The sequence below is a fragment of the Erythrobacter sp. SCSIO 43205 genome, from assembly GCF_019904235.1.
Classification (GTDB): Bacteria; Pseudomonadota; Alphaproteobacteria; order Sphingomonadales; family Sphingomonadaceae; genus Erythrobacter.
This window is the reverse complement of record NZ_CP063202.1, coordinates 708,922-725,141: the sequence shown is the minus strand read 5'-3', so window position 1 is coordinate 725,141 and position 16,220 is coordinate 708,922. Positions and strand designations below refer to the sequence as shown.

The 16,220-nt window shown below is 57.2% G+C and carries 9 protein-coding genes; 2 read left to right on the top strand and 7 right to left on the bottom strand.

Going from position 1 to position 16,220, the window contains the following annotated elements:
* Positions 1-139 precede the first annotated feature (139 nt).
* The 6 genes from INR77_RS03475 to INR77_RS15825 all read right to left on the bottom strand — a co-directional run bounded on the left by INR77_RS03475 (position 140) and on the right by INR77_RS15825 (position 8,182).
* On the bottom strand, positions 140-3,580 hold the full coding sequence (locus INR77_RS03475; RefSeq protein ID WP_223072548.1) for a TonB-dependent receptor: 3,441 nt from the start codon (positions 3,578-3,580) through the stop codon (positions 140-142).
* A 288-nt stretch (positions 3,581-3,868) separates the two neighbouring features.
* Complete coding sequence (locus INR77_RS03470) at positions 3,869-4,822, bottom strand: isopenicillin N synthase family oxygenase (RefSeq protein WP_223072547.1); 954 nt, start codon at positions 4,820-4,822, stop codon at positions 3,869-3,871.
* A gap of 38 nt (positions 4,823-4,860) precedes the next feature.
* A complete protein-coding gene (locus tag INR77_RS03465; protein WP_223073388.1) occupies positions 4,861-6,105 on the bottom strand; it encodes a NupC/NupG family nucleoside CNT transporter in 1,245 nt (414 codons plus the stop codon).
* Positions 6,106-6,250: 145 nt separating this feature from the next.
* Positions 6,251-7,405, bottom strand: a complete 1,155-nt coding sequence (locus INR77_RS03460; RefSeq protein ID WP_223072546.1) for a YeeE/YedE family protein — start codon at positions 7,403-7,405, stop codon at positions 6,251-6,253.
* 14 nt (positions 7,406-7,419) lie between these two features.
* A complete protein-coding gene (locus INR77_RS03455; RefSeq protein WP_223072545.1) occupies positions 7,420-7,878 on the bottom strand; it encodes a rhodanese-like domain-containing protein in 459 nt (152 codons plus the stop codon).
* A gap of 133 nt (positions 7,879-8,011) precedes the next feature.
* Positions 8,012-8,182, bottom strand: a complete 171-nt coding sequence (locus tag INR77_RS15825) for a hypothetical protein (protein WP_255574051.1) — start codon at positions 8,180-8,182, stop codon at positions 8,012-8,014.
* On the opposite strand from INR77_RS15825, the gene INR77_RS03450 reads away from it, so the two are divergent.
* Both INR77_RS03450 and INR77_RS03445 read left to right on the top strand, forming a co-directional pair.
* Positions 8,169-9,851: a type I secretion system permease/ATPase gene (locus tag INR77_RS03450; protein WP_255574046.1), complete on the top strand. Its 1,683-nt coding sequence runs from the start codon at positions 8,169-8,171 to the stop codon at positions 9,849-9,851. The two genes, INR77_RS15825 and INR77_RS03450, sit on opposite strands and share 14 nt — an antisense overlap.
* Positions 9,848-11,188: an HlyD family type I secretion periplasmic adaptor subunit gene (locus INR77_RS03445; RefSeq protein WP_223072543.1), complete on the top strand. Its 1,341-nt coding sequence runs from the start codon at positions 9,848-9,850 to the stop codon at positions 11,186-11,188. Before INR77_RS03450 ends, INR77_RS03445 begins: the two co-directional genes overlap by 4 nt.
* Before the next feature lie 81 nt (positions 11,189-11,269).
* Here INR77_RS03445 and INR77_RS03440 read toward each other — a convergent pair whose 3' ends face one another.
* Positions 11,270-16,144 carry a lamin tail domain-containing protein gene (locus INR77_RS03440; RefSeq protein WP_223072542.1) on the bottom strand — a complete coding sequence of 1,625 codons (4,875 nt, stop codon included), beginning with the start codon at positions 16,142-16,144 and terminating at the stop codon, positions 11,270-11,272.
* Between the last annotated feature and the right edge of the window lie 76 nt (positions 16,145-16,220).

The window sequence follows — 16,220 nt, the reverse complement described above, 5'->3', positions numbered from 1 at the left end:
GCGGGGCTATGGGAAGACAGTAGCCCCCAAAAAACGCGACCAAAGAAATGGCGGCCCCAAAGAAACGCAACCAAAGAAAACGGCGGGAGATCCCGAGGACCTCCCGCCGCACTTGTTCGCTTGGTGCGAGGACTACGAATTAGAATTCGTAGCGGGCACCGATTTGAATACGCCATGCCGATGGGTTGATGGCGATGAAGTTCTGATCGTCTGGGGTCAGTTGATCTTGGTTCCGATCGAACTGGAAGTCGTAACGACCATCATCGTCCAGCGCACCGTCAACAACCGATACAAGACCGTTGAACCCGCCGCGTGAACGCAGGATGTTCGCGCTGCTGTCGAGCAGGTTGAGGAAGTTTGCAAAGTCAGCAAAGATTTCGATGCGGTCTTCCTTGATGCCGGTCAGGCTGCCGATGAACGGGATTTCCTGGCTGATGCGCAGGTCCATGTCATAGTGCCAGTCATTGCGGCAGGTGTTGCGACGGATCGTTTCACCAGGAGTGAAGTCACAGCCCGATGCGTTGACATAGTCAATCACGGCCTGAACCGCGTCTGCATCTGAGTCAGGTGAGACGTTTGGATCAGTGATGCCGGTTGGCACGTAAAGCAGCGCGTTGTCGCTACCCGAAGCGCTATCGGCGAAAACGCCGCCGCCATCGAAGGTCAAGCTGTAAGGACGACCTTCACGAGCACGGAAGAAGATACCAAAGTTGGTGTCGTAACCGTCGATGAACTCTTCGCGGAAGTTGATGGCCGCTGTGAAGTTATGACGGGTTTCCGTGGTAGCGGTCGATACGGCTGGATCCTGACGATCAAACGCAGCGGTAACGTCGAAGGACGACGTTGCCGTCGAAGATTGGTTGTTACGTGCGTTGTTGCTGTCGGTGAATGCGTAACCGAACTGAACGCGGGTCGAACCGCCTGAGGTGAAGACACCCCCATCGAACTGCTTGCTGATCAAGGCAGAGATCGAGTGCGAGTCGCCATCACGACCGTTGGTGAGCTGGATGTTGTCATCACGGCGTGTGTTGAAACACTCCGGCGTCACACCAGTGTAGACCGGAGGCGTTCCGCCTGTGCCCTGAAGCACTGCATCACAACCAGCGTTCGTTGAGTCGATCGCAGCCAGAATTGGACGACCATCAGTGGTGAAGCCATTGACACCGGTACGGATGTCCGGGGTCTGCGACAGATCAACGAAGTTCAGCGAGTTGTTGAACTTCGAATAGATGTAGTCGAGTTGCAGGTTCCAATCGCTGAAAAAGCCGGTTTCGGCTCCAAACGTGGTTTGGAACGCAATGCTCGCACGTGTCACCGTTGGGACATCGAAGTCCGGGTCGGTTGACTGAACATCAGCAAGACCAGCTTCTGCATCGGCTGCACCGCCATTGATCGCACATTGCGGGAAGCCAATGAAGCCATTGGCGCCGACCACGTCGAACTGGCCCGTTGCGCCATCAACCGGAATGTCGCCCGGACCACAATCGAAACGGGTTGTACCAAGCGCGCTTGAGAAACCGTTATTCGAGAAGGCGTTGGAGTAATACACAACCGGGTCACCGCCCGAGAAGATGCCGACACCGCCGGTTACGCGGCTGTCAGAGAAGAACCCTTCGTTGAAGAATTCATAAGTCGCCGACAGACGGGGAAGCAGAACAGGGTCAAGCGAGCTGAAAGGAACAGAGTTGCTGAACCCGTAGCGGTTGAAGAAGTTCTGGTTATAACGTGGTGCATCACCGTCATAGAGCTGAACACGCAGACCAGCGTTGATCGAGAGCTGATCGGTCGCTTGCCAGTCGTCCTGAGCGTAGAACGAGTAGATACGACGGCTGAACGATGCTGCTGCATTGTTGATGTCGCCATCCACGGCTGCGTTGATGTCACCGCCAAGCGCAGAGCCATCGGCAACTTCGTCTGCGTCCGGGAACAGCTCTGTGCCTGGTGACAGCAGACCAGCTTCGAAATCAGCGAAGTTCTGGAAGTAGAGCGAGCCGGTCGCGTTGATCGCGAACAGGTTGAACACTTCCAGATCGTTGACCTCTGCACCCAGCTTGAAGAAGTGACCGTCGCCAGCATCGATGTTCATCTGGAAACGTGCCTGGTTGATCGTCTGATCGAGCTGGTTAGCAGAACGGAAGATGCCTGGGCCCGTGCTGAGGATACCTGGCTGAGTGGTGCGACCATCAACCGGAAGAACACCAACGACCAGACGCGGGGTCGGATTGTCGGATTGTGCTTCGCCAAAGCCCACTGGACCCTGAACATCGCCCACTTCCGAACGGCTCACACGAAGCTCGGTCGAGATCGTGTCAGTCCAGTCAGAGTAGAGACGAACCGAGTAGTAGTCAGAGATCGTGCCTTCATCTTCAAACGAGTTGAAGCCGGTGATGTTCTGGCCGCCAAAGTCGCTTTCGATGTTGGTTTCTTCAAGACGCTGATACGTCGCTTCAAGACGGTGATCATCGTTGATGATCGCATCGAGACGGGCAAAGTAACGCTTGTTGCCTTCTGGAAGAGCGGTTGGGTAACCGCCAATGTCCTGACCATATACGTCGCGCGCGATGCGAGCGAATTCGTCGAACTGCTCTTGGGTGACGAAGTTGGCTTCGTTGGTGAAACCGCCGCCGTTCGGACCAAAGTTGTTGCCGCCGGTCAGGTCAGCTTCTTCGTAACCGACCGAGAAGAACAGGCGGTCTTTGATGATTGGACCGGAAAGCGTCGCGCCGTAGCGCTTTTCTTCGTTCGCGGTAAGCGGACGGCCATCAATGCTGTCTGCAAACAGACCGCCATCGAAGTAGGTGTAGAAGGCAGAGCCGTGGAATTCGTTGGAACCGGCTTTGGTTACAACGTTGATAAGACAGCCGGTGAACTCGGAATATTCAACGTCGAACGGTGCAAATTCAACCGACAGCTGATCGACGATGTCGAACGGAAGCGGGAGCGAGTTACGCGCTGCAAAAGGCGTACCGTTCAGACCAAAGGTGTCCGATTGAACGATGCCGTCAACGGTGAAGGTGTTGGTACGGTCGTTACCGCCAAGGCAGGAGATACGATCAACGTCGTTGTTCTGCTCAAGGCTGACGCGTGGGTCGATGCGGATGATGTCGCGAATGTCGCGGGTGATCGATGGGAACGCTTCGAGCGTTTGCGTGTCGAAAGCGAGACCCGGACCAACAGCAACCTGGGTTACTTGAGCGCGTGCGCCGGTCACAACGATAGTGTTACCTGCATTTTCCGAGCTCAGTGCAAAGTCAAAACCGATGTTACCCGAAATGCCGAGCTGCACATCTTCAACGGTCTGGCCTTCGAAACCGGGAGCGGTGACGGTTACAGTGTATGGGCCGCCTGGCTGAAGCGACTGGACGCGGAAGTTACCTTGCGAGCCGGTCATCAGAGTGCTGGACTGGTTGGTCCGCGTGTCGGTTACGGTGACGGTTGCACCGGCAACAGCGTTGCCAGCTTCGTCAGAGACGGTGCCTTCGACACCTGATGTAATTTGCTGCGCGTGTGCTGGCGCTGCGATGGTTGCAGCAGCACTCAGACTAACGACGCTGGCTGCCAATAGATACTTTAACTTCATGAGAGGATGCCCCTTATCACTTCCTGGGAACGGATACTGGAGGCGGCCTATGGGGCCACTGCGTGGCGCAATGGGGACGTTTTTGTGACAGGTCTATGACGAAGGGTTATGGTCGCCGGGATAACTATGCCGCAGCGCAGCATGAAACAGCGCAAAAACCGCAGAAATCCGGGCAGTTTCGGCCTGTGTTGCGCCGATGCCACTAAGCCAAGGTTTTTGCATTTTGGTTTTGGCCCGTGCGAAATTCGCTCCAATCAAGCGAATCATGCGTTGAATCGGGCGCAAATGTTACGCGAGATTGATCTCGCGCAGACGCTGCAACAGGAAGTCATGGCTGCTGATCGCGGGTTCGACCTTGGCGCCTTCTTTTGCCGCGCACTCTTCGAGTGGCTCGATCATATAATCAGGCCGGAAATGCAGGAAAAACGGCATTGAATAGCGCGAGCGCCTTGCGCCATCGCCTTTGGGGTTCACCACCCGGTGCGTTGTCGATACCAGCGTGCCTGCGGTCAGCCTTTCGAGCATATCACCCACATTGATGACGAGCGAACCCTCTTCGGCGTAAACCGGGTGCCATTCGCCCGACTTGGTGAGGAGCTCAAGTCCCGCCTCTTCTGCGCCGAGCAGCAGAGTGATCGTATTGATATCGCCATGAGCGGCTGCCCGGATCGCACCTTCGGGGGCATCGGGGCCAAGCGGCGGGTAATGGAGAAGGCGCATCACCGAATTGCCGTCCTCAACCGTTTTGGCAAAGAAATCCTGTTCGAGCCCCAGATGCAATGCAATCGCTTCGAGCACGCGCAGACCCGTTGCCTCGAAGGCTGAATAAAGCGCGCTGAAAGTCTCCTTGAACTCAGGAATTTCCTCAGGCCAGACATTGGGCGCCATATATTCAGCCAAAGCGTGGGTCTGCGGCAATTCGCGGCCCACGTGCCAGAACTCCTTCAGGTCAAAGATTTCGGCATCCTTGGCTTTTTCTGTGCCGAACGGCGTATAGCCACGCGCACCGCCACCGCCTTCGATCTTATAACTCTTTTTGACTTCGTCAGGCAGCGCAAAGAACGCTTTCGATGTCGCTTCCGCCTTGTCGATCAGCTCTTGAGGAATGCCGTGATCGCGCACCACGGCAAAGCCGTATTCGGCAAAGCTGCGGCCAAGCTCATCAGCGATGTCAGCCAAGGGCTTTGCAAGGGAAACGGAAGCAATGTCGGTGCGTGTATCTGTGTCGGTCATGGGGACCATCTAATGTGGCTGGCGCGCTTGTGCCAGAGGCTTGCGCCTCAGAACGGCAAAAACAGGCTCGCGAGCGCCGCACTCATCAAATTGGCAAGGCTCCCAGCGGCAAGCGCTTTGAGGCCAAGACGCGCGATTACAGGGCGTTGATTGGGGGCAAGCCCACCTGTCACCGCCATTTGGATCGCGATGGAGGAAAAGTTGGCAAAGCCGCACAGCGCAAAGGTAACGATAGAACGGCTGCGTTCGGTCAGCCCTTCAACTGCGCCAAGTTCAATGAAGGCGACAAATTCATTGAGTACGATCTTGGTCCCGAACAATCCGCCTGCGATCTGCGCCTGATCCCAATCCGAAATGCCGATGAGGAACATGACGGGTGCAAAGATGTATCCAAGCAATTGCTGGAACGTCACTTCGGGATAGCCGAACCAGCCGCCAATGCCGCCCAGAATGCCATTGGCAAGCGCAACCAACGCCACAAACACCATCACCATCGCGCCGACCGCCACGGCGAGCTTCACGCCGGTGGTTGTCCCTTGCGCCGCTGCCTCAATGATATTGGCAGGCGCTTCGCCTTCTTCAAAAGTTTCAGAGACGGTGACCGTCTCCATCAGCTTGTCGTGTTCGGCCGCTTCTTCGGGGTCATCGGGCATGATGATCTTTGCCATCAAAATACCGCCGGGCGCCGACATGAAAGCGGCGGCGAGCAGGTAAGGCACGGCCTCATCGCCAAGGAAGGAGGCGTAAGCGGCAAGGATCGTCCCCGCGACGCCAGCCATACCGACACACATCAAAGTGAACAGGCGCGAGGGCGGGAGCGCTGCGAGATAGGGGCGCACCACCAGCGGGCTTTCCGATTGGCCGACAAAGATGTTCGCCGCGCTTCCCAAAGCCTCAACCTTGCTGATCCCTGTGACCCAGCCGATCGCGCCGCCGAGCCAGCGAACCAAGCGCTGCATCACGCCGAGGTAATAGAGGATCGAGACAAGCGCTGCGAAGAACACGATCACCGGAAGCGCCGCAATCAAGAAGGTGTTGGCAAATGGATTGTCGCCCATTGGCCCGAACAAGGTTTCAATCCCGCTTACCGAATAGCCAAGCAGAGCAATCACACCATTGGAAAGAAACTGGATCGTCACCACGCCAAAATCGGTGCGGAGGACGAGCAGCGCCATAAGCGCCTGCAGCGCGAAAGCGGCTCCGACAACGCGCAAATTGATGCGACGTTTGCCCGAAGACAATAGAAAAGCGATTGTGAGAATAGCGATGATGCCAAAGACGCTCATCAGCATCGAGCTTGCGGTTGCGCTCAAAAGATCCCTCATGTCGGAAGGGCTGACCTGCCGGCTGTGCGCCGCGCTTCACGCCCCTCATCTAACCAAATAAACCGTCACTATCTCGGTTGGCAGCTTGCGGACTTATGCGCAAGGGGCAGGCTCACACCACGAAGCCCTTGCCTGTGCGCAATTTGAGAGCAACCGCGCTACCGATAAGCGCTGCGATCATCCATAAAAGGCCATGTGCGCTCCCGGATATGGACCCGCCAAGGTAAGCGCCGATATTGCAGCCATAGGCGATCCTCGCCCCATATCCCATGCACAGGCCGCCCAAAATGGCAGTGCCCATGTCGCTTGGCGTGAGGCGCAATCGGGGCTGGAGGCGGCCTGCAAAACTTGCCGCCATCATTGCGCCTGCGATGATCCCAAAATTCATCACCGAAGTCGCATCGGTAAGCACAGGCCGCGCAAGCCAGCCTTGGCGGTTTTGCCAATAGGGCCAGCTTGCAACGTCAACTCCCGCAAAGCTCGCGATCTTCGCGCCCCACAGCGTGAAAGCCGATGTAATCCCCCAAGGCCTGCCCAAAAGCACCAGCGTGGCAACGCTTACCAAAGCGATAGCGGCCACCCCCAGCCACAAGGACCAAGGCCCCATCAGGATTGATCCCGTTTGCCGCGAACTTTGCAGCTTTCCATGAAGGCGCATCTCGCGCCGCTGCGCATAAATCCATATCGCAGCGAGAAGCGCAAAGAGCACGATCAGCCCCAAAGGAGCGCCAAACTCCTGCACAAGCCCAAAGCTGGGCGCGGAAGGAAGGCTGCGCCACCATGGCACGTGAAGCGTTGCGAAAATCGACCCTGCGACAAATGCGCCAAGCGTGAACAGCATCCGAGTGCTGCCTCCGCCCACGGTAAAAAGAGTGCCCGAACCGCACCCCCCTGCAAACATCATCCCAAAGCCGAAGACAAAGGCACCAGCCACCACACCAAAGCTAAGCGGTGCGACCGAGCCGCGCACGACAAGCCCCCATGCCTCGCCATATCCGATCAGTGGGAAGGCGATAGACGCGACCAGCCCGATCAGCACCAACTGCATCCTGAGGCCCTGCCCAAGGCCTTCGGTCAGGAACACGCGCCAATGCGATGTGAACCCGAAGGCCGCATGATAGAGCGCAAAGCCAGCGACAAGGCCGATCGCGGTTGCGCCGAGCAGCTTTGCGCCTGTGGCCATCCAAACGCTCAAAAGCAGCGCGGCGACCCCAGCCAGAACAAGAACAAGCTTGCGCAAGTCAGAGGTCGGGCGGATTGGCTCCACAGTCCTGTCCGAAGTTACTTCGCAGAACTCTCAGCGCTCTCGGCTTCCCACGCGTCATAACCGCCGGTCATATGGGCAATGTTCTCAAAGCCTTGGCTTTCCATCTCGGCCAGAGCCTTGGCGCTGCGGTTGCCGGATTTGCAATGCAGGAGATAAGGCTGGCTTTTGTCGAGCTTGGCGATCTCGGCTGCAAAATCGCCAGACATAAAGTTGATGTTTGTCGCCCCCTCAATGTGCCCGGCTGCGAACTCTTCCGGCGTGCGCACATCGATGACTTGCGGAGCGCTTTCACCTTCAAGCAGGGCTTTCGCCTCACTTACACTGACATCGCGCAAGCCACTCGATTGAGCAGGCATCGCCTCCAAGTTTGGCTCTTGTGCTTGGGTGCTGTCTGAGCCTTGTGGAGAGCACGCGGCCAGAGCCACGACAAAGACGGCAGAAAGGAGCGACACATTTGCGGTAACGCGCTTCATAACAACACGAAAGTCCCTGGTTCATACATTCAAGGGCTATGACTTTAACGCCTTTGTGCCGAAATTACAGGGTTATCGAAAGGTGTGTTGCCTTGCCGCGCAGCTGTGTTTCAAAGATAAGGCCGTAATGTGTTCACGCGGTTTGCGAGACAAGCCGCCATCTGGAGCAGGCTCTTGTCGTATTCTTGTCGCAATAGATTGCCAGTATCGCGCCTGTGACACACAGCGGGGCATCCGAACTTTCCAACGCGGTCAGGCAATCGAAATCGGCATTCGTTTCGGTCGCCTGGATAAGCGCGATCATCAACGTCCTTTTTCTGGGCGGGCCTCTCTATATGCTGTTGATTTACGATTCGGTCATGCCAAGCGGCAGCACGCCAACCCTGTTTGGCCTGCTGGCATTGATCGTGATCGTTTACCTTTTTCAGGGCATTTTCGATTTTCTGCGCAGCCGGGTTCTGAGTGAAGTCGCAGCGAGCCTTAACGCGCAAATGACGGGGCGTGTGCATCAACTTATCGCGTCCATCGCAATGCACAGCAAAAGCGAGCGCGAGGACGGCCTGACCCCGATGCGCGACCTTGATAGCATTCGCGGCTTTCTCAGCTCGCCTGGCCCGAACGCGCTGATGGACTTGCCCTGGCTGATCTTGTTTCTTGCGCTTTTGACCTTGCTGCACTTCTGGTTAGGCGTGACGACCTTCTTAGGCGCGCTTGTGCTGGTCGCGCTCACCGTGCTGCAAGATCGCAAGACCATTGAGCCCAGCCAGACTGTGAGCGAGGCACGCGCCTACCGATCCAAGGTCGCGCAGGACACCTCCAAGCATATCGAAGTCATACAGGCGCTTGGCATGGGTCAGCGCATGAGGGGCCGTTGGGCAAGCTCCAATGCTGAGCTTAATGCTGCGCAAGATCAGGTCACCCGCACCGCAAGCCTTTTAAGCGGAGTAAGCCGCATTTTCCGCCTGTTCCTGCAAAGCCTTGTTCTGACAGTAGGCGCGCTGTTGTATCTGGCAGGCGAGGCAAGCGGTGGGATTGTCTTTGCAGCCTCTATCCTTGCCGCGCGCGCTTTGGCACCGATTGATCAGGCGATGGCGCATTGGCCCAAATTTACCGAAGCACGCCAGGGGTGGGAGCGGTTGGAAAAATTGCTCGGCGCAATTCCGCCCGATGAAGGCCGCTCAACGCAATTGCCACCGCCAGCCGAAAGCCTTGCGGTCGATGACCTTGCGATTATCGCTCCGGGCGCTCGCGAGAGAATTATCGATGCGGTGAGCTTTCGCCTTGAGGCAGGCGATGCGCTGGGCGTGATTGGACCCAGTGCAGCGGGCAAGACCACTTTGTGTAAAGCTTTGGTCGCGCTTTACGAGCCTGCGCGAGGGTCTGTGCGCCTCGATGGGGCAAGTTTGTCGCAGTGGGATGCCGATACACTTGGCCAGCATCTGGGCTTCCTTCCCCAGCAGGTTACTCTGTTTGATGGGACAATTGCGCAAAACATCGCTCGCTTCGAGCCTGATCCTCCTTCTGAAGAGGTGATTGCAGCGGCAAAGGCGGCAGGCGTTCACACCATGATCCTGCAATTGCCACAAGGCTATGACACACCGATAGGCGCGCAAGGGATCACGCTTTCTGCTGGACAAAGCCAGCGCATCGGCCTTGCCAGATCTTTGTATCGCGGGCCCTTTCTCATCGTTCTGGATGAGCCCAATTCCAACCTCGATGCCGAAGGCGAGGCCGCGCTCGACAGCGCAATTGCCGCGACCCGCAAGCGCGGAGCAATTGTGGTGCTGGTCGCGCATCGCCCCTCTGCTTTGCGTCAAGTCAACAAGGTGCTCGTGCTGCAAAATGGCCGCGTTGCAGGATTTGGCGAGAGGGATGAAATTCTGGCGCGACTTGCCAAAGCCTCAAGCGCAAATACGATCAACGCAGCGCGCGAACTTGATACCCCATCCGACCGTTTGGAGCGGCAGCCATGAATGCGCTCAATCCGATTGAACGCGAAGGCGCAGTGCCAGTGCCATCTCCTCAAACGCATGAGGCCCAAGCGCGCCTCTATCGGCGTTATGCGGCGATTGCGGCGGCAATTCTGGGCGTTCTTTTTGTCTTTGGCGGCCTTTTGATACCGATCGGCGGCGCGGTGATCGCAAGCGCCGAAATTGCACCTGAAAGCCGCGTCAAGCGCATCGCTCACCCAACAGGTGGGATCATCTCCGAAATCCTCGTTGCCGATGGGGACACGGTCGAAAAGGGCGATGTTCTCATCCGGTTCGAAAACGAAGTGAGCTCAGTGGATGCGGAGTTTTCAGAACGTTCGCTGGTCCAGTTGCTCGCACGCCGGGCGCGGTTGATTGCCGAGATCGAAGGTCGAAAAGGGATCCCCTTCCCGCCTGAACTTCGCACAGATCAAAGCGCCGAGGCACGCGAGGCTGTTGCAGCTGAACAGCGCCGCTTTGCCATCGGCCGTCAGGAACGCGCGAGCCTCGCATCGCAGCTTAGCGAAAGGGTCAATCAACTCAATCGCCAGATTGACGGCTTTCGCGCGCAGATCGCTGCACTCGAAGCGCAGCAGAAGTTGATTGAGCCCGAACTCAAAAGCGTTCGTGAGGCGTTTAACGATGGCTATGTCACCATTCGGCGGCTCAATGAGCTGGAGCGCAATGCGATTGAGTTGGAAGGATCAATCGGATCGCTTCGCGCCAGTATCGCGCAATCAAGTGCTGCCATCTCGCAGGCTGAGCAGCAACGTATCCAGCTTGGCCAAACCGCGCGCGCTGATGCAGGTGATGAACTTGCTCAGGTTGAAGCAGCCATTAATGCACAGCGCGTTGCAAGCGCGAGCGCAGGCGATGAGTTTGACCGCTCCGAAATTCGCGCCAGTGACACAGGCACCATCGACAAGCTCGCCTTTAGCGCGGTTGGCGAAGTCGTTCGCCCTGCCGAAATCATGCTTGAGATCGTCCCACAAGAAGACCGTCTGGTGTTCAACGGTTTGGTCCTGCCAAGCGATATAGATCGTGTGGCAATGGGACAGCCTGCTCGCATCCGGCTTTCCGCTTTCAATCAGGCTACAACGCCGGAACTCACCGGAGAAGTCGTTTTCGTCTCCGCTGATCCGATCACCGATGACACCACCGGCGCACGCTTCTTCCGGGTTCGTGTTGCACTTGAACCTGGTGAAAGCGAAAAGCTTGCAAAGCTCAACGCCGTCTCAGGAATGCCAGCCGAGCTGTTTATCGAGACAGGGAGCCGCTCGCTCATTTCTTTTGTGACCAAGCCGCTCGTCGATCAATTCTCGCGCGCGTTTCGCAACTGAGTTCACGATTGATCGGGCACACGCAAAACGGTGCGCACCTCTATCGGCACGCACCGTTTTGTGTTCAAGCAAATCAACCGCTTAAAGCAGAGCGTGATCACTCAGCAGATTTGCATCCGGGCCATTCCAGCTGAGCACTTCAGCCTCGTCCTCAAAAGCGACCGGGGCGCGCACCGCCTCGATGACCTCTTCCAACTGGCTGCGCACAACGCTGGCTTCAGCTGTGCTTTGTACAGGGGCTGTGCTTTGTACAGGGGCTGTGCTTTGTACAGGCAGGGGTGCGCTGTGCTCCTGCATTGCGGCAAAGTCGAAGCTGTCATCGGTAAGGACCATTTCCACCAGCGAACTCCTTGAAGCGCCGCGACCACCGCGCACATCGCTTTCAACCACTTCGACCGAGGCAGGTGCAGCGTCAAAGGTCGTACGCGCTGCGACATCTGCGGCATCGGCGCGGTTGATCGTCGCAATCAGCGTGCCATCGGCAAAGACCTGGGTGTTGCGCCCGTCTTCGATGAACTGGATCTGCGTGCCGCCCGCGTTCTCGATCTCGATATCGTCCCGGCGACGCGCCGAGAAGTCGATGACAATATCGGCATCATCAGGTGTACCACCGGCATCAAGGACGAAGATGTCGCTGCCTGTGCCGCCGCGCAAGGTGTCCTGCCCGTCCCCACCGATCAGCAGGTCACGGCCATTACCACCGATAAGATTGTCATCGCCATCGCCGCCGCGCAGTTCGTCATTGCTGTTGCCACCGCTCAACACGTCATCATCGGCTCCGCCGTCAAGAACGTCGCGGCCATTGCCACCAAAAAGGGTGTCCTCGCCATCGCCGCCAGTGATCACATCATCGCCATTGCCGCCGTCGATCACGTCATCGCCGCCATTGCCGTTGATTTCATCATCGCCATTACCGCCAGAGATGTCTTCATTGGCGCTGCCGCCTTCGATGACATCATCACCGCGGGTGCCTTCCACCTCTTGAGTGCCAATATTGAACAAGGCCACCATCGGATCGTGATCCGAGGCTGGATTGCCCAGCGGCGTATTGGTGTGGACGGCATCAATCTGTGCGCCAGATGCGAGGGCGTCAGTGGCAAAGATATGGTCCAATGCCTGGGCATTGCCTTGGAACAGAACGCTGAACTGGTCGTCAGCATCAAGCCGGTCCGTGAGATTGTTGAGCACTTTCTCACCGCCCTCGGTGACTGCGCCGCCTGCAAACTCAAGCACGCCTTCGAGCACTTCAAGCGGTTCTTCGAACTGGAATTCATTAAAGTCGCCCACCACCGCAATTTTTGCATCAGCATCCACTTCAAGCAGTCCATCGACGAACTCATTGACCGCAGCCGCTTGCGCCGCGCGTGCCAAGGCGTTGGCATTGGCGGGCGGCTGGATCGCGCTAAAGGCATTGTTCGAACCAATCTTCGATGTGAAGTGGTTGGCAATCACCGTCACTTTTTCACCGTTGAAGGTAAAGTCAGCCCCCAATGGCGCGCGCGAATTTGCGAAGGCTGCGTTGAGTGCCCCGTTCTCCGGATTAGTGATTGTGAAGACTGACGCTTCATCAAGATCAACCCGGTCTTCGCGATAGAGGAATGCGACGCGAATATTGCCGCCCGGCTGTCCGCCAGTTTCTCCGTCAACAGCGAAGGGATTGTCGAACACCGAATATTGAATACCGGTCTGATCGAAAATCGACTGTGCCAGTGCCTCAAGCGTCAATTGCGCCGAGATTGTCCCGTCGTTGATTGACCCGCTGTCATCCTGCACCTCTTGCAGCGCAACAATATCAGGTGCGGCCAGGTTCACACCAATGTCGAATGCGACCGCGTCAAATCGGCCAGAAGCCACATCGTCATCCCCATCGGCATCGTTGATGTCGAGGTTAAGGACGTTGTAGGTCGCCACCGAAAGCTGCGCGGCGCCGCCTACAAGCGTGGTTTGCTCAGCGATATTCATGCTCGCTTGAGCAATGCTCACCGTCTCGGTTGGGCGCACTTCGTAATTCTGGAACGAGTAATCAACAACGCCCGTCACATCATTCAGAACTGTGCCCGGCGTCACATCAGGAATGTCATTGGTCTGACCGTTCAGTTCACCGGCGCTGTCAATCTGGATACGCTCCGGATTGAAGTCCGAGCCCGCACCAGCGTCAAACTCGCCAAGACCGCCCGCGCCGCCTTCGATTACGAGCAAACCTTCATCAGAGATATTGGTGCCAACAAGATTGCCAGCGCCATCGCTGGCCGCAGTCCAAAGCTCGCCAAAGTTATTGGTGCTGTCGACCGCGACCGGGTTCTGGATTGTGACGAGAGTGCCCTCAAGGCTTTCCCAGAAGTCGATGCCATCGGTTTGTGGATCGAAGCTGGTGAAGTTATCATCCTCGATAACTTCGGTTGGCGGGGTAAGGCCATCGGGACCAATCACCACCGCTTCGGGCAGGTCGTTGCCAACGCTGTCGACTGTGATCGAAGGGCTGGTGATCTGCGTGATAGTGAGGTTTGCAGGGTCGCCGCCGGGCTGGAATTCGCCAACGGTGCCGGTGACGGTGATCCCGTCGCCTGCCACGACCGTTGGCGCGGAGCCGGTAAAGACGAAAATAGCATCAGAAGTTGCGCTGTCGCCGTCTCCGTCGGCGTCCTGCATATAAAAGCCATTGCTCGCGACCGCGGTGACAATGCCAATGGTTGTCACTTCATTGCCGACGAATGGCGACGTGTGTCCGGCACCTTGAATTTCGCCGATTTCAAGGTTGAGCGGATCGTCATTGACGATCGTGCCCTCACCCGGCGCACCGCCGATGTCCGCCCCGCCAGTTGGGTTGGAAAGCGCCACATTAAAGAATTCGGTCGGCTCAGGCAGTTCATCACCTGCCACCTCAAGCGTGATGGTTGCAAAGCTTTCGCCATCAGCAAAGTTGACCGTCCCCGTTAGCGGGCCTGCCAAATCATTTGCATCAGCGCTTTGTGCGCCATCGCCAAACTCGACTACAAAATCGGCGGAAACCGCACCGTCCGTGCCGCCAATGCGGAAGACAGGGAAAGTGATCGTGGTGGTACCCGCATCGCCTTCGACAACGCTCGCATCACCGATTGACAATGTGCCATTGGGATTTGCTGCAACAAAGTCTTGTCCCGCGTTCACCGCGCCAAAGCTGTCATCAGCAGGGGCCTGCCACACGAAATCATCCGCGACATTGCCAGTGCCAACCAGTTGGACGGAGAAACCGGCAGGTGTCCCACCGTTTTCCGACACGCCGATATCGGTGCTGGTCATACCAAGTGCAGGACCGCTTTGCGCCTCAATCGTGCCTTCGTACGAAAGGAACTGCACAACATTGCCCGAAGGATCGACGAGGGCAAAGCCGTCAGGCGAACCGTTCTGGATACCGCTGATCGCGAAGGAAGCGGTGCCGAACCCATCGTCTTGATCAGGGATGATGCCTGACAGATCGACGGTGTTGTAAGGGTTGCCGCCATTGCCATTGTAGAGCACCAGCTGCCAGCCGGCGAGATCAGTGCCCGCAGGCCCAGCAATCTCAACCCCTTCGCCCACATCGCCGCCAGCATTGTCATAGTGAACCTCGTTCACAAAGACCTGAGCGGGACCAGCGGGCGTGTCGTCGTCAAAGATGGTGCCGGTTGCGCGGGCATCGTCCAGCGTCACGCCGCCTTGCGGGTTAGCGAGTTCGACCGAGAATGTTTCATTGCTCTCGATCATGGTGTCGCCGACCACTGAGATCGTGACTGTTGCCTGCGTCTCGCCATCTGCGAACGAGACAGTTCCGCTTAAAGATCCGGTAACATCGCTTGCGTCCGCATCGCCATCGAACACGACAGAGAAATCCGCGCTCACCGCTCCGTCAGAGCCGCCATCGCGCGAGACTGTGAAGACAAGATCGCTGGTACCCTCGTCGCCCTCAACAACTTCTGCATCCGCAATGCTGAGCGCACCGGGCTGCGGGACAATGACCGAACCAAAGGTCTGGCCTGCATTAAGCGAGCCGGCGCTTTGAGCAAGCGGTCCGGTCCACATGAAGTCGTCGGCCTCAGTGCCCGTGCCGGTCAATTGCAGCGACTCGCCGATCGACGTGCTGCTCGTCTCAGATACGCCGACATCGACGCTGGTCATACCATCAGCAGGGCCTCCAACGGCAGTGAAGCTGCCTTCGTAGGACAAGAATTGCAGGACATTGCCGTCTGGATCGACCAGAGCAAAGCCATCGGGTGCCCCATTTTGGATGCCTGCAATGGCAAAGTCGAGCGCGCCAAAACCTGACCCTTCATCATCGATGGTGCCAGAGAGATTGACGGTGTTGTAGGCGGTGCCATTGTTGCCGTTGTAGAGCACGAGGCTGTAGCCAGTGAGATCAAGCCCCGCAGTGCCCGCCACCTCGATAAACTCGCCGACATCGCCGCCATCATTGTCGTAGTGAAATTCATTGATGAACAGAACAGGAGCCGCCGCTTGAATGGTCTGGCCGTTGTTCGCAGCACCAGGCGTTTCAGCCGCCGGTGCGGCCCAGGTAAAGTCGCCAGCGACCGTACCAGTGCCAGTGAGCTGCAGCGATTGCCCGATTTGCGTCGCTCCATCTTCCGCAACGCCGATGTCAGTGCTGATGAGCCCGTCAGCAGGCCCCCCGATTGCGGTTAAGCTGCCTTCGTATGACAGGAATTGCACGACATTCCCATCTGCATCAATCAGAGCGATGCCATCAGGTGCGCCGTTTTGAATGCCATTGGTTGGCAGATTGATCGTGAAGAAGGCATCAGTGCCAGAAAGCGCTTCGGTTCGGTAAGGCGTGCCATTTGACCCGTTATAGAGAACCACGCTCCACCCAGTGAGATCGATCCCCATGGTGTTAGCGATTTCGATAAATTCCCCTTGGTCGCCGCCGGCGTTGTCATAGTGGAATTCATTGATGAAAACGGATGAATTGGCCCCTGCAACCATAACTGTGCCCCCTTGTTGACGCTGTTTCGAATATTAAGCGAGTCTTAAGGAAGATTACTAGGGACGGATCGCGACA